Below are 17,469 nucleotides of genomic sequence, written 5' to 3'. Positions count from 1 at the left end.
GTGTAAATAGTATGCGTATCCAGAAAGAATAGTAGCTATACCTCTGTATGAAATCAGGTACAATATGCGACAATACACAGTTGTTTTTATATTTAGAGGATTGGCGCATGCGTTTTGTTGATGAAGCAGTCATTACAGTAGAGGCTGGCGACGGAGGCAATGGCGTAGCCAGTTTTCGCCGTGAAAAATTTGTACCGTTTGGTGGGCCAGATGGTGGCGATGGTGGTCGTGGTGGTAACGTATATATTGAAGCTGACGATAACACTAGCACATTAGTTGATTTTCGTTATACACGCCGTTTTCGTGCAGAACGTGGTAAAAATGGCTCGGGGGCGAACTGCGCAGGTCGTGGTGCACCAGATATTGTATTAAATGTTCCTGTAGGTACAACCATTGTAGATACAGATTCAGGCGATATTATTGGTGATTTGGTTGCAGCAGGTCAACGCTATTTAGTCGCAAAAGGTGGTGATGGTGGTCTAGGAAACACTCACTTCAAATCATCAACTAACCGTGCACCACGTAAATTTACCACAGGCGTGAAAGGTGAGTTTCGTGAAATTCGTCTTGAGCTCAAAGTACTGGCTGATGTGGGCTTACTTGGTATGCCAAATGCAGGAAAATCTACATTTATACGTGCAGTATCTGCAGCAAAACCGAAAGTGGCTGATTATCCATTTACCACGATGGTGCCAAATTTAGGCGTGGTTGATGCAGACAGACATCGTTCATTTGTAATGGCGGATATTCCTGGGCTTATAGAAGGCGCTGCTGAAGGTGCAGGTCTAGGAATTCGTTTCTTAAAACACTTGGCACGTACCCGTATTTTACTACATATTGTAGATGTTCAACCGATTGACGGTTCAGATCCAATACACAACGCACGAGCAATTTTAAAAGAACTCCAAAAATTCTCACCAACGCTATCACAGTTACCTGTGGTCCTAGTTTTAAATAAACTGGATCAATTGGAAGACAGTGCAAAAGATGAGTGGTCTGAACACATCATCAGTGAGCTTGAATGGACAGGTCCAGTATTTAAAACGTCTGGTTTAATGTCTGAAGGCACAAAAGACGTTGTGTACTATTTGATGGATCAAATTGAACAACAACAAGAGCGTGAGGCAGAAGATCCAGAATATGCAGCACAAATGAAAGCATTCCGTGATCAGCTGGAAGCTGAAACACGTGAACAAACATTGGCTGCGAAAGAAGCATATCGTCAAATGCGTAAAGAACAGCGTATGGCTGATCTAGGTGATGATTATGACGACGAAGATGATGATGAAGATGATGGCGAAATGGAAGTGTATTACGTACGCTAAGTACGAGTGAGGAGATCATGATTAAGGTCGTCGATGGACAACGTCAGTTAGAACGTTGTCAGCGTATAGTGGTCAAAATAGGCTCATCTTTGCTCACAGCAAATGGTCGAGGCTTAGACATACAAGCAATTTCTCATTGGGCACATCAAATTGCACAATTACACCATGCAGGGCACCAAATTATTTTGGTGTCTTCAGGTGCAGTAGCAGAAGGTGTTGTACGTATGAAACTTGCTGAGCGACCCATAGATCTTCCGAGCTTACAAGCATGTGCTGCACTAGGCCAAATGGGACTAGTACAAACATGGTCGAGTGTGCTTGATCAACACGACATTAAAACAGCTCAAGTATTGCTTACGCATGACGATTTGAGTGACCGTAGACGCTATTTAAATGCATGTGATGCTTTGCAACATTTGATTGATTGGCGTGTTATTCCTGTTATTAATGAAAATGATACTGTATCGACGTATGAAATTAAGTTTGGTGATAATGATACGCTGGCAGCCATGGTTGCCTGTCAAGTCAATGCAGACTTACTTGTCATACTGACAGACCAACAAGGTATGTTTAACGCAGACCCACGCCATAATCCAGATGCAAAATTGCTTTCAACTGTGCCAGCACTTGATGATGAGCTGTTTAGTATGGCAGGCGATGGTGGCGCGTTAGGTCGTGGCGGTATGGTGACTAAGGTACGAGCAGCACGATTGGCAGCACGTTCAGGCTGTGACACGATTGTAGCCAGTGGTGACAGTGAACAAGTTTTAGTACGTTTAATGCAAGGCGAAGAGCTAGGTACGTTGTTTGTGGTAGATGGTGACCCAATTGCTGCACGTAAGCAGTGGTTGGCGGCGCATTTACAAACAGCAGGACGTTTATTGCTAGATGATGGTGCAGTCACTGCAATTAAAGCACAACAGCGCAGTTTATTACCGGTGGGTGTTCAAGGCGTACAAGGTCATTTTGAACGTGGTGATGTGGTTGAGTGTGTCGACTTACAAGGGCAGCGTGTTGCTGTAGGTCGAGTTAACTTTAGTGCGAAACATGCTGAAATCATTAAAGGTTTAGCCACAGATAAAGTTAAACAAGTACTTGGTGCGAATGTGCTAGGTTCTTTAGAAATGATTCATAGAGACCAAATGGTAATTTATTAATCATTTTTAGGTTTTAAAAAGACGCTGTTTATACGGCGTCTTTGTTTTTTGGATGATAATTAACTTCTATGTCAAAAATAGGTTGACCATCTTGCCCGTTTATAGTCACAGCACCTTCATGGCACATTGAAATAAATGCACCTGTCAGTAGTAGGCTGTCGTACGTTACATCTTGCTCACTGACTGTGTCGCCATTTTTTTGTTGAATGAAAATTTTCTGTTTTTTGGGGCAAAAGTGGAGTTTCATAGTAATGAATATAAATTTATAACTTATCTACTATACAAATAAAAAATGTTTTTTCAAATAAAAAATCGTCATAATTTGCTGTTAAAAAATATACTTTCATTTGAAAAGACCTTACAATTCTGAGCCACTGCTCAGTGGTTCTTTTTAGTAAAGTTTAGGTTTTTCTATGCGACATTGTTCTAAATTTTTTCGTACTTGTACGGTTATGATACTGTGTTTTGGTGTGGTGTCTTGTGGTAAAGATAATGTCGCTACAGATGAAGATACGCCTATTTTAACTGAAAAAAATATTAAAAATCTTATTCCATCACGTGTACATGACCGAGTGTCTTGGGCTAAAGATATTTACAGTATTATGGATACTTTAAGTATTGAGAAAACAAAAACGAACGTCTGTAGTATTGTTGCGATTGTAGATCAAGAATCTAACTTTGTGGCCAATCCACAAGTGCCCAATTTAGGCGATAAAGCAGTGAAAGAAGTAAATAATCGCCTTGAGGAAAAATTCTCTGAAAAATTAGGTGATCGTTTTGGTGCCCCTGTTGCAAAGTATTTTTTGAACGTATTAAAAACACAGCCAAGTGCAGACAATAGTTATTTGTCACAAATGAGAAAAGTTAAAACAGAAAAAGATCTAGATATTTTATATCGTCAAATTTTTGATTATATGACGAAGCATTATCATGTGAGTGCGATTACAGGCGCTGCAAAACTGATTGGACAAGATATTGGCGAACGTATGAATCCGATTACTACATTGGGTTCAATGCAGGTATTGATTAATTATGCACAAGATCATCAACGTAATAGTGTGAATATTTACGAGCTGAGAGATGATTTGTACACTCAATATGGTGGTTTGTATTATGGTATACATCGTTTAATGTTATACCAAGCGGGTTATGCAAAGCCGATTTACCGTTTTGCTGACTATAATTCGGGGATGTACTCAAGCCGTAATGCATCGTTTCAACAAGCTTTGACTAAACTAACCAAAACCAAACTCTCATTAGATGGTGATCTGTTGCTTTATGATAAAAATGAAAACATACAGACGGACCGAAGCCAGTCAGAGCTTGCAATAAATCGATTGTTTGCTGATCATGCGGTAAATATTTCAGCCAAACAGGTACGAAGCGATTTAAAACAAGAAAAGCAAATTGATTTTGAAAAAACACAAACGTACAACGAAGTAAAAATCTTGTATCAACAAAAGTTTGGAAAAGCATTGACTTATGCAATCATGCCAGAAGTGATTATCTCAGGGCCAAAACTGAGTAAAAATTATAATACCAACTGGTATGCTTCAAAAGTAAATAGTCGTTATGTGGCTTGTATGCAACGTACACGGTCGGGTCGTTCATGAAATCTTTAGCACTTTTTGATTTTGATGGCACACTGTACTTAAAAGATAGCTTTACAGGCTTTATTTTTTATACCTTTAAAGCCCGTTACGTACTGAAAACAGGGCTATCTATTTTACCTTGGATTAACCATTATTATTTGGGTTTATATTCAGCAGATAAAATGCGAAAAAAGCTATTTTATAATATGTTTTCTGGTCAGTCGTTGGACCATGTACAACATGATGCCATGAGTTATACCGATGTATTACAGAAGTATTTAAATCCACAACTGTTGGCACAGCTCAAACAACATCAGGCATTGGGCCATGATGTGGTTATTGTGTCTGCTTCAGTCGATATTTATTTAAAACCTCTATGTGATCGCCTAAAGGTAGACCTGATTAGCTCTGAAGTTGACAGTAAAAATGGACAATTAACAGGTTTTTATAAAACACCAGATTGTAGTGGGTTAGAAAAAAAACGCCGTGTAGAACAGCGTTATGATCTCAATACATATTCACAAATTTACGCATACGGCAACACACTTGAAGATGTAGCGATGTTATCACTCGCAACGCAACCTTATATGTATGGGCAAGACCCACTACCAATACTGGGCAAGTTTTAATAACCTAAGCATTTAATGTTTAACCGATTTAAACAACAAAGGATGTATTGTGTCATATCATGTTATAGATTTAGAACAACAAACACAGCCGAATATTATTTGTCCCAGTTGTCAACATTGTGTATTGGATTGGGCTAAGACACAATATATACAACCGTGTGAACATACTGCATTTATTGCACTAGATTTAGGTTTTGAGTATGTTGCAGATGACTTTGAGCAGACCTTAGCCGTCAGTGTTGATGAAATACATCATCAAGAGTTAAATGTCTGGCAACATATACAAGGTTCATCTTTAGCAAGCTTAACCATTTATATGATGAGTTTAGGGGTAGCAGATTATAAGCGTTATGTTGGCTTTACACTCTAGCCATACCATTATTATTTGCTTTATTTGGACATGCATGGCTTTAAGCTTATCAATACCCATAAAACACGTTAGAATAACGCATATTTTTATCTATATTGATGGAGTAATGCGTGGATCAACGTTTGACCATTCGCTCAGAAAGCCTAGCAGAAGCCGCTGAAAACCTAACAACAATACGAGACTTTATTCGCTTTGGCGTAACGGTATTACGTCAGTACGACGCACATCTTGGTCAGGGTACAGAAGACTTCTTTGCAGAAAGTGCAGCATTGGTTCTACAAACACTGGCACTAGACTGGGAAGCTAATGCAGAAATTCTAGATGCAAAACTTCTTCCAAGTGAGAAAACAGAAGTTTTGACATTGTTTGAACGCCGTGTAAATGAACGTATTCCAACGTCATATTTATTAAATCTTGCGTATTTCTGTAAGAAACCATTTTATGTCGATGAACGTGTGCTTATTCCACGATCACCTATTGCAGAGCTAATAGATCAGCGTTTCGCACCGTATTTCTTAGACGAACACGGTGCGATGCGTGAGGCTTTGAATGCGCTACCAGAGCAAACAAAAGCAAAAACACCACGACGTATTTTAGACATGTGTACAGGTTCTGGCTGTATTGCAATTGCACTTGCCGATGCGTTTCCCGAATCTGAAGTAGATGCGACAGACCTATCTCGTGATGCTTTAGAAGTAGCAGCATTGAACGTAGAGCACCACAGTAAACAATATCAAGTTGCGCTACTTGAATCGGACTTATTTGCTAAAATTCCTGCTGAAAATCAATATGACTTAATTGTAAGCAATCCGCCATATGTAGATGCAGAAGATATGGCTGACTTGCCTGAAGAGTTTTTACATGAACCTGAGATGGCTTTGGCTGCAGGACAAGATGGGTTGGATCTCGTACGTAAAATGTTAGCCCAAGCAGCAGATTATTTAACTGAAGATGGTTTGATTGTGATTGAAGTGGGTAACTCAGAATGGGCTATGCGTCAAAACTTTAATCATGTTGATTTTCATTGGTTGAAATTTCAAAAAGGTGGATCAGGTATTTTTGCATTAACGGCAGCACAATGTCGCCAATATAAAGAAACCTTCCAATCATCTGTTGCCGTATAAACAAGGAGTATGATTATGGCAGGAAACTCAATCGGTCAGCTATTTCGTGTAACGACATGTGGTGAGTCACATGGCTTAGGTTTAATGGCGATTGTTGATGGTGTACCACCTGGGTTAAGTCTATCTGAAGAAGACTTACAAAAAGATCTTGATCGCCGTAAACCGGGTACTTCGAAGTTTGCAACACAGCGTAAAGAGCCTGACCAAGTAAAAATTATTTCTGGGGTCTTTGAAGGAAAAACGACTGGGACCTCAATTGGTCTTTTAATTGAAAATACAGACCAAAAGTCTAAAGACTATGGCAATATTGCTCAAACCTTTAGACCCGGTCATGCCGATTATACCTATACCCATAAGTATGGTTTTCGTGACTACCGTGGTGGTGGGCGCTCAAGTGCTAGAGAAACAGCCATGCGCGTGGCTGCAGGAGCGATTGCAAAGAAATATTTGGCTGAAAAGTTTAATATTTTAATTCGTGGTCATGTTACACAAATTGGCAATGAAGTAGCCAAGACATTAGATTGGTCACAAGTAGAACAAAACCCATTTTTCTGTGGTGATATTGACGCCGTGCCACGTTTTGAAAAATTAGTCATGTCATTGCGTGAACAAGGTACAAGCTGTGGTGCTAAATTAGAAATTTTGGCTGAAAATGTGCCTGTAGGGTGGGGTGAGCCTGTATTTGACCGTTTAGATGCAGACCTTGCACATGCTTTAATGAGTATTAATGCTGTGAAAGGCGTAGAAATTGGTGATGGTTTTGCTGTTGCAGGACAATTTGGACATGAAACTCGTGATGAGCTTTCAAGCCAAGGTTTTTTAGCGAATCACGCTGGCGGTGTGCTTGGTGGAATATCTTCTGGGCAAACCATTCGTGCAGCGATTGCGCTTAAACCAACAGCAAGTATTACCACCAATGGTAAAACCATTAACTTACAACGTGAAGACATTGACGTTTTAACCAAAGGTCGTCATGACCCATGCGTAGGCGTCCGTGCAACACCAATTGCAGAAGCCATGATGGCAATTGTGTTGATGGATCATTTTTTACGTCATCGTGCTCAAAATGCTGATGTTGTAGCGCCATTTGAACCAATTTAAGTGTATTTTGTTTTATAAAAAAGCGTCATTATAAAATGGCGCTTTTTTATGTTTTATGTATGACTAAATTTAGAACACTTTATTGAAAACTGATGGATAAACTTTGACATTATTATAAAAGCTGTTACAACTAAGAGAAAAGCATATTAGATAAAGGGAGAGCACATGAAAACTGTGGTCAAATATATTTTGTTAAAAAGTAAAGAATATCAGCTAGGTCATGCATTGTATGAAGATGAAATTGATGTAGCAAGTGACTATTTTGATAAAATTGCCACACATCTTGAATATCAAAATAGATCTTTTAAAGTATTATCTAAAGAGCTCACTCGAAAAAAAATATATGATGATACCGATGCAGTAGAGTCACAAACTATTGTGATTAAAGTTGTTTCAGTCGTTTAAACATGCATAAAAAAGGAAGTGTTCATTGAACACTTCCTTTTTTATGCATTTATTTTTTTGCATCAGTTGGGGTAACTAACTGCTGTAATAAGTGCTTTTCTAAATAGTGAATATCCATGGCATTTTCACAAAACGCTTCATCTTGTAAGATCAGGTCTTTGTGCAATGGAATATTGGTTTTTACACCGGTAAGAATCATTTCATCAAGTGCTTGGCGCATACGTGCTAAAGACGTTTTACGGTCTTTACCATGTGCGATCAGCTTTGCAATCATTGAATCATAATACGGTGGAATTTTATAGCCTGGGTAGATATGCGAGTCTAAGCGAATGCCTGCACCACCTGGCGCATAAAAACTTTCAATTTTACCTGGCGATGGCATAAAAGTGGTTGGATCTTCAGCATTGATTCGACATTCAATGGCATGACCTTGCACTTTAATATCATCTTGTTGAACGCTTAAGCCTAGGCCTGCTGCTACTCTTAATTGCTGCTCAATAATATCAATCCCTGTGACCATTTCTGTTACAGGGTGTTCTACTTGTACACGCGTGTTCATTTCAATGAAAAAGAACTCATCATTTTCAAATAGAAACTCAAATGTACCAGCACCACGGTATTGCATGAGTTCACATGCCGTTACACAGGCTTGTAAGATATCTGCACGTGCTTGTACAGGTAATCCTGGCGCAGGTGCTTCCTCTAATACTTTTTGATGACGGCGTTGCAATGAGCAGTCACGATCATATAAATGAACGGCGTGGCCATTACCATCAGCTAATATTTGTACTTCAACATGGCGAGGGGTTTGTAAAAAACGTTCCATATAGACCGTATCATCACCAAACCACATTTCTGCATCACGCTGAGCAGCTTGTACAGACTCAAGTAAGGTATCTATGCGTTCTACAATACGCATACCACGACCACCACCGCCAGATGCTGCCTTTACAATAAGAGGAAAACCAATTTTTGCAGCTTCTTCTTTGGCATTGCTTGGGGTAACTGCATGCTGTGAGCCAGGTACAGTAGGTACACCTGCTTTACGCATAGCAGTAATCGCAGATACTTTATTCCCCATGAGGCGAATATGTTCAGGTCTTGGACCAATGAAAATATAGCCTGAGCTTTCAACCATCTCTGCAAATTCTGCATTTTCAGATAAAAAGCCATAACCTGGGTGAATGGCATCTGCACCTGTTACTTCTGCTGCTGTAAGTAGCGCAGGAATATTTAGGTAACTTTCACTGGTTGCACCAGGTCCAATACAGACCGCTTCATCTACAAAGCGTAAGTGCATAAGGTCTTTGTCTGCGTCTGAGTAGACACCAACAGTTTTAATACCGAGTGTTTTACAAGCTCGAGTGATACGCAGTGCGATTTCACCTCGGTTTGCAATGAGTACTTTTTGCAACATGGTGATACTCCGTAATTATGCGCGGTAACGGAATAATGGTTGACCAAATTCAATCACTTCGCCATTTTTAACCAAAATTTCCTCTACAACACCGCTTTGAGTGGCTTCAATTGGGTTCATGATTTTCATGGCTTCAATAATACCCAATGTTTCACCCGCAGAAACTGTTTGGCCCACTTGTACAAATGGACTTTCACCTGGGTTAGATGCTGCATAAAATACGCCAACCATAGGCGCTGTTTCAACACTACCACGTGATACTTTTGCCACAGGTGCAGACGTTGCTGGTGCACTTGGTGCTGCAATTGCATTGGTGGTGTAAATTGGTTCTGGGCTACGGCGTGTTAAAGCAATAGACTGATCGCCTTCTTTAACTTCAATTGCTTGTAGGTCAGATTCGATCATTAGATCAATCAGTTTTTTGATTTTACGAATGTCCATGATATGAATATTCCTTGTTTAAATAAGTGGAAAACTAAAGTGTTGAAAGAGCATAATTTAATGCTGCTGTATAACCATATGCTCCAAGACCACAAATGACACCTTTGGCTTTATCGCTTAGATAAGAATGGTGTCTAAATGGCTCTCTTGCATGTACATTTGAAAGGTGGACTTCAATAAATGGAATATTTACCCCGAGTAAAGCATCTCTAATTGCAATAGAGGTATGGGTAAAAGCAGCAGGATTAATAATAATAAACTGAATGTTGTTTTGCACAGCTTGGTGGATCTGATTAATAATTTCAAACTCTGCATTGCTTTGAAAATGGCTGAGTTGACAAGACTGCTGTGCAGCATGTTGTGTTAAGTTCTGATTAATATCATCAAGTGTAAGGTGTCCATAGACTTCAGGCTCTCTTTGACCCAACAGATTAAGGTTTGGTCCATGTATCACAAGAATATGAGAATGCATGTTATTTGTCCTGATCCGTAGATCGCCATTTTTTGCAAGTTGTTTGCAATGTTTGTTGATTTAATCCAATATCTCGCATCTTTTATGCGTTTTTATCGTATTAGATATGGAGTGCAATATAAAATATTGCGCATATCTTGCTAATTTTTACGAAAATAGGCAATGTTAAAAAGTGCCAAATTTTCATTTGGGTTTTAAGGTTTTTTAAAGTAGAGCTTAAAGAGTTTCTTTTGTAACCATTGGCCATAAGGTGGATAGATCATTTTCATAAAACTCAGTTTTGGCCTTACAAAGACAGATTTTTCGTGACTAAAAGTTTTAAAGCCTTCTATGCCGTGGTAACTTCCCATGCCAGATGCACCAACACCTCCAAAAGGTAAGTCTTCTTGAGCCACATGCATGAGTGTTTCATTAAAGCATACACCACCGCTGTGTGTGTGTTGTAGGACGTATTGTTGTTGTGTGCGATTAAAGCCAAAATAGTACAGCGCCAAAGGTCGAGCCCCTTGGTTAATGTATTCAATTGCTTCATCAATGTGTGTATAGCTGATCACAGGTAAAATCGGGCCAAAAATTTCTTCTTGCATGACTTTCATCGCTGTAGTTGGTTGTTGAATCACACAGTGTGCTATTTTTCGCCCAGATGTTTGGCCTGTCATGGTATGTATGGTTGCGCCGTGTTGCTTGGCATCTTGAAGGTAATGCTGTAGTCGTTCGAGTTGTTTTTGGTTAATGATGGCAGTGTAGTCCGGGTTATTTTCAATGTGTGGGTAGAATTTTTGTAATGCTAAAAGATATTTTTCAATAAATTGTTGTTCTAGAGTGCTATGTACCAACACGTAGTCTGGTGCTACACAGGTTTGTCCTGAATTCATGGCTTTACCAAAAGCAATGCGCTGTATAGCTTCATCAAAGTCTGCGTCTTGTGCAATGATTGCAGGTGATTTACCGCCTAATTCTAGTGTTACAGGGGTAAGGTTTTCTGAAGCAGCGCGCATGATGTGTTTTCCAACTGCTGTAGAGCCTGTAAATAGCAAATGATTAAATGGCAATTGTGAAAAAGCCTGTGCAATGCTGGTATCACCTGTAACGACACATACAAGGTCACTTGGAAAGCTGTTTGAAATAATATCTTGAAAGCATTGGGAAAATTGTGGGGTAAATTCGCTCATTTTTAGCATGACACGATTACCTGCGGCGAGCGCTTGGCATAGTGGTCCTATGGCTAAATAAATAGGATAATTCCACGGTACAATAATACCAACAACACCCAAAGGTTGTGGCATAACATATGCTTTTGCAGGTTGAAACAAAAGTCCTACTCGTTTACTGCTCGGTTGCATCCATTGTTCGAGGTGTTTAATACAATATTTAATGGCAGATAAGCTGGGTATGATTTCAGCAATACGTGTTTCATCTATACTGCGGTGGGAGAAGTCTTGGCAGATGGCATGACATAACGTATTTTCATGTTGTTGTAATTGGACCAGTAGTTGTTTTAACCACTGTTTACGTTGGTTGCTATTTGGGTAAGGTTGTTTGGCATAGGCATGCTGTTGATCTTGGAATTGTTTGTGTAGTTGGTCTATCGTATCTTGTGTTTGCATGCCAGTCTCACTGAAAGCTTATCTTTTCATAGTACTATGAAATTAAATACGATGCTGATGAATCATGTATATAAAAATAAACAATATTTGACGGTGATTTATGCTAAATTTTGATAAAGAGATTCGTTTTAATATAAAAGGATAATATGAAGCAATTATTGATATTAAGTGTATTGCTTTTAGGTTCAATGTCAGTCCTTGCTGATGAACCCAGTGCAACAACAAAAAGTAAAGTCACTCAGCCTGATGGCGACATTACTATTGTTCAACGTCCTGTGATTTCTGGATTATGGGGTATGGCGATGCCAAATAGCCAGTGTGTTGAATACTATAACTTTAAAGATAATAACAAAGTTGTGGTGAATAGTAACCAAGAGTGGTCAACAGGCCTGTATGAATACCAACCCTCTGTTGACAATGGTCCTGTCTCAGGATTGGCTTTACAAATTACATCTAATAATTCACAGCCAGACTGTTCAGGTAAAACAACCCCAGTGAACAATGAAGTGCTGCAGTACTATGTACATTGGCAAGATGCCAATAATATTCAGTTTTGTGGTTCAGCTGACAGTCGTAGCTGTGTTGTTGGGTTAAGACGTATTTTGCCGTAGTTTTAGCTTATAGACAGTTGGCAGGTTTAGGCAATCCAGCGAGTCTGCACAGTTGTCGCGCAACTAGCCCTGTATTAAACCCTTGTTGCAAAATTGCATTATTAATACTTGGGTCTTGTTTTGTTAGAAATTTAATCAGTGGCCGTGTACTGGGTGCATGGTCATATTGTTGGTAAAATAAACGGACATGTTCAAGCACAGTTAAATGCCAAGCCTCTAATTGAATATCTAGGTTGTTAGCAAGGATTTGCGCAACTTCTGCATTCCATGTGTTGTGGTCAATTAAGTGACCGTCTTGGTCTAACTCGAATTGTAAAGTCATTTGATGTTCATCTCTAAACGGTTGTTTACGCAATACGTACGACTTTGGCATACTGCAAAATTAGGTCTGCAAATGAGGGGTAGTCAATCACGTGTGGAGTTTGTATTGTTAGAAGTTGTTTCTCACTGTCTAATACATAAACTTTATATGTTGTTTGTATACGGTGAGCATGTAATATGGCTTCACCCATTAAAACAATGGCATCGTCTGCTTGGAGTAATGCGCTGAGTCGTTGTAGTTGTTTTTCCGTATTTGCATAGTTGCTTTGTATTAAAAAGAGTGTTGGGTTTTGCATAGCTAGATTACCAATAAATGACTTGGTCAAAGGTGTGAATAAATGTGGCATCAAACACAATAGGATGAACATTTATTTGTGTATTTTGTGCAAAAGGGTGGTCTTTTTGCTGTTGTTCAATGTAAATATGCTCAATATCGTATAGCTCAAGACTTTCAACCAAGTTGCTTGCAAATTTAAAAGCATGTTGTTGTGTGTTGAATTTTGCTTTGGGACTCATTAGGCTAAGTGCGGCATCTTGCAATAGTACACTAACGTCATGGCCAAAAGTTGCAAAGACTAAAGTGGCGGATAAGCTTTCTAGGGTTTGTAATTGGGTAATATTGGCCTGATTGAGCACAACAAGTATTTTTTTCATTGAGCTACGCCTTAAAATTGAATTATACGTTCGGCTTGACCGAATGCTTCTATAAGATCACCTAAACCTACCAGTTTAAATTGAGCCGCGAGATTTGATGTATTTAGCTGATGGCGTTCTGCATTGTCTTGATCTGTAATCCCACGTTGTAATGCTGCACTTACACAAACGGGTAGAGTAATCTCTAGTGCTTGCCATTCATGGGTTAAGTTGCGTTGGTCATTTTGTACCCAATTTAATGCATTAGCCACATAAACGCCGTCTTGATAGAAAAATACTGTAAACGGTGAACTTTTTTGTTTGAGTGCTTGTGCCAAACCTAAGGCATGCCATGCAAAAATAGTACTTGGCGGTGCGGTAACTAAAATAAGTGTGCTCATTGAGTGGATGTGTCATGATTCAATGTGATTAGTATAAAACGCCGTATACAATACGTCATTGCTTGAATAATTTTTTCTGTGAATCATTGTTTAAAAAATCGCTAAAAACAACGAAATGATTCTTGTTTATATCTGTTTAATGTTTTATTACTAGTGCCATTGATTAAAAACGTGTTTATAAGGAGTAATTAACAATGGATATGCGTATAGAACATGACACCATGGGTGACGTTGAAGTGCCAAGTCATGCGATGTGGGGGGCACAAACACAGCGTAGTCTGCAGAACTTTAAAATTGGTTCAGAGCATTTACCACGTGTTTTAATTTCTGGTATGGGGCTTGTTAAAAAAGCAGCAGCGATAACTAATGCAGAGTTAGCACAAATCCCACAAAATATTGCCAAATCAGTCATTGATGCAGCAGATGAGGTTATTGCAGGGCAGTGGGATGCACAGTTTCCATTGGTCGTTTGGCAAACAGGTTCTGGTACGCAAAGTAACATGAACTGTAATGAAGTTATTGCTAATATTGCTAATCAAAAGCTAGGTCAGCCTTTAGGGGCGCAATACCCCGTTCATCCAAACGATCATGTAAATCGTGCACAATCGACCAATGACTCTTTTCCAACTGCTATACATGTGGCAACCGCTTTACATATACATGAGTTACTCATTCCTGCAGTGACACGCTTACGTGATACTTTACATGCTAAATCTGAGACGTTTGCACCCATTGTGAAGATTGGCCGTACACATTTACAAGATGCAACGCCGTTAACTTTAGGACAAGAGTTTAGTGGTTATGTATCACAACTCGATCATGCCTTATTGCGTCTAGAACATGCATTAAATGGTTTGTATGAATTACCCCTTGGTGGTACAGCTGTAGGTACTGGATTAAATGCGCACCCCGCGTATGCAGAGAAAGCGGCACAGCACTTAGCAACGCTTACGGGACTACCGTTTAGAACTGCAGAAAATAAGTTTGAAGCTTTGGCTGCACGAGATGCAGTTGTTTTTGCATCTGGCGCATTAAAAACGTTGGCTGTGAGTTTAAATAAAATTGCCAATGATATTCGTTGGCTCGCCAGTGGCCCACGTTGTGGTTTTGGTGAAATTCGTATTCCTGAAAATGAACCTGGTTCAAGTATTATGCCAGGTAAGGTAAATCCAACACAGAGTGAAGCCATGACAATGGTGGTGGCGCAAGTGTTAGGTAATGATACAACCATTAGTATTGCGGGTGCATCGGGGAATTTCGAGCTCAATGTCTTTATGCCTGTGATCGCATTTAATATATTACAATCTGTTCGCTTACTCGGCGATGCATGTAACAGCTTTAATGACCATTGTGCAGTGGGTATTGAGCCAAACAAAGATAAAATTGAGTACTTTTTGCATAACTCATTAATGTTGGTAACTGCACTTAATCCAATTATTGGTTATGAAAATGCAGCTAAAGTCGCAAAAACTGCTTATAAAGAAGGTAAAACACTCAAACAAGTGGCTGTTGAACTTAACCTTGTCACAGAGGAACAGTTTGACGCCGTGGTAAGACCTGAAAATATGGTTTCTGCCAATGTGAAGTAAATATCTTTTGCACCTCTTAACTGAAGAGGTGCTTTTTTCAAATATTTTAGTATATCTTTTATAAATTAAGCATAACTCAGGCTCTAAGAGCATTAACCACATTCGTTAAAATTAAAATCATATAAAAAAACTATAGCTCTAAGCACCTTATGTTTTACAATGGCACTTTTGTTTTATGATGATTTTCTATGTTTGATGTTTATCTTACAGATACCAAAAAACAGGTACAGTTTAAAGACTACCCAGGGACGCAAGCGGTCAAATTTATACTTAACTTTAAAAAAATATTCCCAAGTGTGATGGAGCTATTACTACCGGTATTGCCTACAGATAATAATTTAGAAGAAATGCAGTGGGAGTCAACTCGACATGATTTTGAGATTTTTAAATTACTTGTGTCTGGTTGGGGCGTTGTTGAAATACGTCTAACGGCCTTAGCTGGGTTTAAAAGTCGTGAATTTGCTGACCAAATTGTGAAAAAAGCAAGGCAACAGGTTGTCGTTTATAAAGACCGTGCAACCATAGAAAAAGACTACTTATTTTTACACCAATTACATGCTGCAATTGATGCAGAACTTGTTGATATTGGTGAGAAGTTTTATTTACCGACGTTAAGACAATTATGGCAAGGCTACGTTTCTGATGATGTGCTAAAAGCAATCCTTAAATAGCCTAAGTATACTTAAGAGAAATAAAAAAGCCCAGTAAAAACTGGGCTTTTTTAGAGATAAGTTAAACCTTATCTTTTATTTGAATTTAACGCTTTATCCAATTGTTCTTTGTCTAAAGAATTATCCCACCGTGCAACAACAATCGTTGCGCAAGCATTACCAATGAAGTTAGTTAATGCACGGCATTCTGACATAAAACGATCTATGCCTAAAATAAGTGCCATACCTGCAACGGGTACGTCAGGTACTACAGAAAGTGTTGCAGCCAAGGTAATAAAACCAGCACCTGTAACACCTGCTGCACCTTTAGAGCTAATCATAGCAACAAGTAAAAGGGTAAGTTGCTGGCCAATCGTTAAATCAATATTACATGCTTGAGCAATAAATAGAGCAGCCATCGTCATATAAATATTGGTACCATCTAAGTTAAAAGAATAGCCTGTAGGTACAACTAAACCCACAATAGACTTTTCACACCCAGCATTTTCCATTTTACGCATAAGGTTTGGTAAAGCTGCCTCTGACGAGCTTGTACCTAGTACTAACCATAATTCATCTTTTATATAGCGAATAAGCGCAATGATTGAAAAGCCGTTATAACGTGCAACTGCACCAAGAACGACAACAATAAATAAAATAGACGTAATATAAAAAGTAGCAATTAATAGCGCTAAATTCCCAATAGAACCAACACCATATTTACCGACTGTAAAAGCCATTGCACCAAATGCACCAATTGGTGCAAGCTTCATGAGCATGCCTACAAGTTTAAACACGGGTACAGTCAGGGTATTTAAAAAATCAATAATTGGTTGAGATTTATCATTTGTTGATGCAAGAGCAATACCAAACAATACCGCAACAACCAACACTTGCAAAATATCGCCACCCACCAATGGGCTAAGTAAAGTTTTTGGAATAATACCCATTAAAAAGCCGACAATAGTCGAGTCATGTGCTTTTTCAACATACTGACTCACTTTATCTGCTTGTAATGTTGCAGGGTTAATATTTAAACCATGGCCGGGTTGAATGACATTGGCAACAATCATACCTACAAATAATGCAAGGGTAGAAAAGGTCACGAAGTAAAGCATTGCTTTACCTGTAACACGACCAACGCTTCCCATATTTTTCATACCCGCAATACCAGTGACTACAGTTAAGAAAATCACAGGTGAGATAATCATTTTGACAATATTGATAAACGCATCACCAAGCGGTTTAAGACTTTCACCAACGCTTGGGTAGAAGTGTCCTAAAATAATACCTAAAGTAATAGCAAAAATGACTTGTATATAAAGCACTTGATAAAATTTTGGTTTTTTATCGGGAGAATGAGTTTGTGTATCCATTGGTTGAATCCCAAAGTATTTACATTTGAAGATGAAATTGAACCAATTTTACTTTAAAAAGATATTCAAAGTCGAAATAATAACTATCAAATATTAAAATGATTAGCATATTGACTTCTTTTATATTTGAAAATAATTTATTTTTTATTTTTAAATATATATATATTTCAGTAGTTTAATTTATTTTTCATCAAGGAGATACATTTTTGTTCTAAAGATCTATGGGCGAAAGATGACATCATACTTTA

General features: G+C 38.7%; 21 protein-coding genes. 11 read left to right on the top strand and 10 right to left on the bottom strand.

The features are described from left to right. Window positions 1-107 precede the first annotated feature (107 nt). Together cgtA and proB are read left to right on the top strand one after the other, a co-directional pair. Window positions 108-1,325: an Obg family GTPase CgtA gene (gene cgtA, locus BLS38_RS04145; RefSeq protein WP_092747079.1), complete on the top strand. Its 1,218-nt coding sequence runs from the start codon at window positions 108-110 to the stop codon at window positions 1,323-1,325. A 17-nt stretch (window positions 1,326-1,342) separates the two neighbouring features. Beyond that, window positions 1,343-2,482, top strand: coding sequence for a glutamate 5-kinase (gene proB, locus BLS38_RS04140; RefSeq protein ID WP_092747078.1), 1,140 nt, complete (start codon window positions 1,343-1,345; stop codon window positions 2,480-2,482). Window positions 2,483-2,510: 28 nt separating this feature from the next. On the opposite strand, the gene BLS38_RS04135 is transcribed toward proB, so the two are convergent. After that, window positions 2,511-2,729: a hypothetical protein gene (locus BLS38_RS04135; RefSeq protein WP_092747077.1), complete on the bottom strand. Its 219-nt coding sequence runs from the start codon at window positions 2,727-2,729 to the stop codon at window positions 2,511-2,513. A 166-nt stretch (window positions 2,730-2,895) separates the two neighbouring features. Between BLS38_RS04135 and BLS38_RS04130 the strand changes: the two genes are divergently transcribed. The 6 genes from BLS38_RS04130 (at window position 2,896) to BLS38_RS04105 (ending at window position 7,703) form a co-directional block, all read left to right on the top strand. Next, window positions 2,896-4,095 carry a DUF1615 domain-containing protein gene (locus BLS38_RS04130; RefSeq protein WP_092747076.1) on the top strand — a complete coding sequence of 400 codons (1,200 nt, stop codon included), beginning with the start codon at window positions 2,896-2,898 and terminating at the stop codon, window positions 4,093-4,095. Beyond that, window positions 4,062-4,703 carry an HAD-IB family hydrolase gene (locus BLS38_RS04125; RefSeq protein ID WP_425283456.1) on the top strand — a complete coding sequence of 214 codons (642 nt, stop codon included), beginning with the start codon at window positions 4,062-4,064 and terminating at the stop codon, window positions 4,701-4,703. The genes BLS38_RS04130 and BLS38_RS04125 overlap by 34 nt, the downstream gene beginning before the upstream one ends. A gap of 49 nt (window positions 4,704-4,752) precedes the next feature. Further along, window positions 4,753-5,073 carry a hypothetical protein gene (locus BLS38_RS04120; protein ID WP_092747074.1) on the top strand — a complete coding sequence of 107 codons (321 nt, stop codon included), beginning with the start codon at window positions 4,753-4,755 and terminating at the stop codon, window positions 5,071-5,073. 110 nt (window positions 5,074-5,183) lie between these two features. After that, window positions 5,184-6,197, top strand: a complete 1,014-nt coding sequence (prmB, locus tag BLS38_RS04115) for a 50S ribosomal protein L3 N(5)-glutamine methyltransferase (protein WP_092747073.1) — start codon at window positions 5,184-5,186, stop codon at window positions 6,195-6,197. 15 nt (window positions 6,198-6,212) lie between these two features. Beyond that, on the top strand, window positions 6,213-7,298 hold the full coding sequence (gene aroC / locus BLS38_RS04110) for a chorismate synthase (RefSeq protein WP_092747072.1): 1,086 nt from the start codon (window positions 6,213-6,215) through the stop codon (window positions 7,296-7,298). A gap of 165 nt (window positions 7,299-7,463) precedes the next feature. Beyond that, a complete protein-coding gene (locus tag BLS38_RS04105) occupies window positions 7,464-7,703 on the top strand; it encodes a hypothetical protein (RefSeq protein WP_092747071.1) in 240 nt (79 codons plus the stop codon). A 49-nt stretch (window positions 7,704-7,752) separates the two neighbouring features. Here BLS38_RS04105 and accC read toward each other — a convergent pair whose 3' ends face one another. The 4 genes from accC to BLS38_RS04085 all read right to left on the bottom strand — a co-directional run bounded on the left by accC (window position 7,753) and on the right by BLS38_RS04085 (window position 11,640). Continuing rightward, entirely contained in the window at window positions 7,753-9,120 is a 1,368-nt protein-coding gene (gene accC, locus BLS38_RS04100; RefSeq protein ID WP_092747070.1) for an acetyl-CoA carboxylase biotin carboxylase subunit, read from the bottom strand. Between the two features lie 15 nt (window positions 9,121-9,135). Then, window positions 9,136-9,561: an acetyl-CoA carboxylase biotin carboxyl carrier protein gene (gene accB / locus BLS38_RS04095; RefSeq protein ID WP_092747069.1), complete on the bottom strand. Its 426-nt coding sequence runs from the start codon at window positions 9,559-9,561 to the stop codon at window positions 9,136-9,138. Between the two features lie 34 nt (window positions 9,562-9,595). Beyond that, entirely contained in the window at window positions 9,596-10,033 is a 438-nt protein-coding gene (gene aroQ, locus BLS38_RS04090; protein ID WP_092747068.1) for a type II 3-dehydroquinate dehydratase, read from the bottom strand. Between the two features lie 194 nt (window positions 10,034-10,227). Continuing rightward, on the bottom strand, window positions 10,228-11,640 hold the full coding sequence (locus BLS38_RS04085; RefSeq protein ID WP_092747067.1) for a coniferyl aldehyde dehydrogenase: 1,413 nt from the start codon (window positions 11,638-11,640) through the stop codon (window positions 10,228-10,230). 146 nt (window positions 11,641-11,786) lie between these two features. Between BLS38_RS04085 and BLS38_RS04080 the strand changes: the two genes are divergently transcribed. Continuing rightward, complete coding sequence (locus tag BLS38_RS04080; protein ID WP_244518166.1) at window positions 11,787-12,251, top strand: hypothetical protein; 465 nt, start codon at window positions 11,787-11,789, stop codon at window positions 12,249-12,251. Window positions 12,252-12,258: 7 nt separating this feature from the next. Here BLS38_RS04080 and BLS38_RS04075 read toward each other — a convergent pair whose 3' ends face one another. Genes BLS38_RS04075 through tusD form a run of 4 tightly spaced genes read right to left on the bottom strand, consistent with a single transcriptional unit; the run spans window position 12,259 to window position 13,606 of the window. Then, entirely contained in the window at window positions 12,259-12,573 is a 315-nt protein-coding gene (locus BLS38_RS04075) for a TusE/DsrC/DsvC family sulfur relay protein (protein ID WP_092747238.1), read from the bottom strand. A gap of 25 nt (window positions 12,574-12,598) precedes the next feature. After that, entirely contained in the window at window positions 12,599-12,868 is a 270-nt protein-coding gene (locus BLS38_RS04070; protein ID WP_092747066.1) for a hypothetical protein, read from the bottom strand. A 7-nt stretch (window positions 12,869-12,875) separates the two neighbouring features. Continuing rightward, window positions 12,876-13,226: a hypothetical protein gene (locus tag BLS38_RS04065; RefSeq protein ID WP_092747065.1), complete on the bottom strand. Its 351-nt coding sequence runs from the start codon at window positions 13,224-13,226 to the stop codon at window positions 12,876-12,878. 11 nt (window positions 13,227-13,237) lie between these two features. After that, the gene (gene tusD, locus BLS38_RS04060) at window positions 13,238-13,606 is read right to left on the bottom strand and encodes a sulfurtransferase complex subunit TusD (RefSeq protein ID WP_092747064.1); all 369 of its coding nucleotides are present in this window, start codon (window positions 13,604-13,606) and stop codon (window positions 13,238-13,240) included. Between the two features lie 194 nt (window positions 13,607-13,800). Here tusD and fumC point away from each other — a divergent pair, with 194 nt between their 5' ends. Next, on the top strand, window positions 13,801-15,195 hold the full coding sequence (fumC, locus tag BLS38_RS04055; RefSeq protein ID WP_092747063.1) for a class II fumarate hydratase: 1,395 nt from the start codon (window positions 13,801-13,803) through the stop codon (window positions 15,193-15,195). Window positions 15,196-15,383: 188 nt separating this feature from the next. After that, window positions 15,384-15,866 (top strand): hypothetical protein, encoded by a 483-nt coding sequence (locus BLS38_RS04050; protein ID WP_092747062.1) that lies wholly within the window; start codon window positions 15,384-15,386, stop codon window positions 15,864-15,866. 68 nt (window positions 15,867-15,934) lie between these two features. Here BLS38_RS04050 and BLS38_RS04045 read toward each other — a convergent pair whose 3' ends face one another. After that, on the bottom strand, window positions 15,935-17,221 hold the full coding sequence (locus tag BLS38_RS04045; protein ID WP_092747061.1) for a dicarboxylate/amino acid:cation symporter: 1,287 nt from the start codon (window positions 17,219-17,221) through the stop codon (window positions 15,935-15,937). Window positions 17,222-17,469 lie beyond the last annotated feature (248 nt).

The sequence above is a fragment of the Acinetobacter boissieri genome (genome assembly GCF_900096955.1).
GTDB classification, from domain to species: Bacteria; Pseudomonadota; Gammaproteobacteria; order Pseudomonadales; family Moraxellaceae; genus Acinetobacter; species Acinetobacter boissieri.
This window is presented reverse-complemented; position numbering and strand designations above follow the sequence as displayed.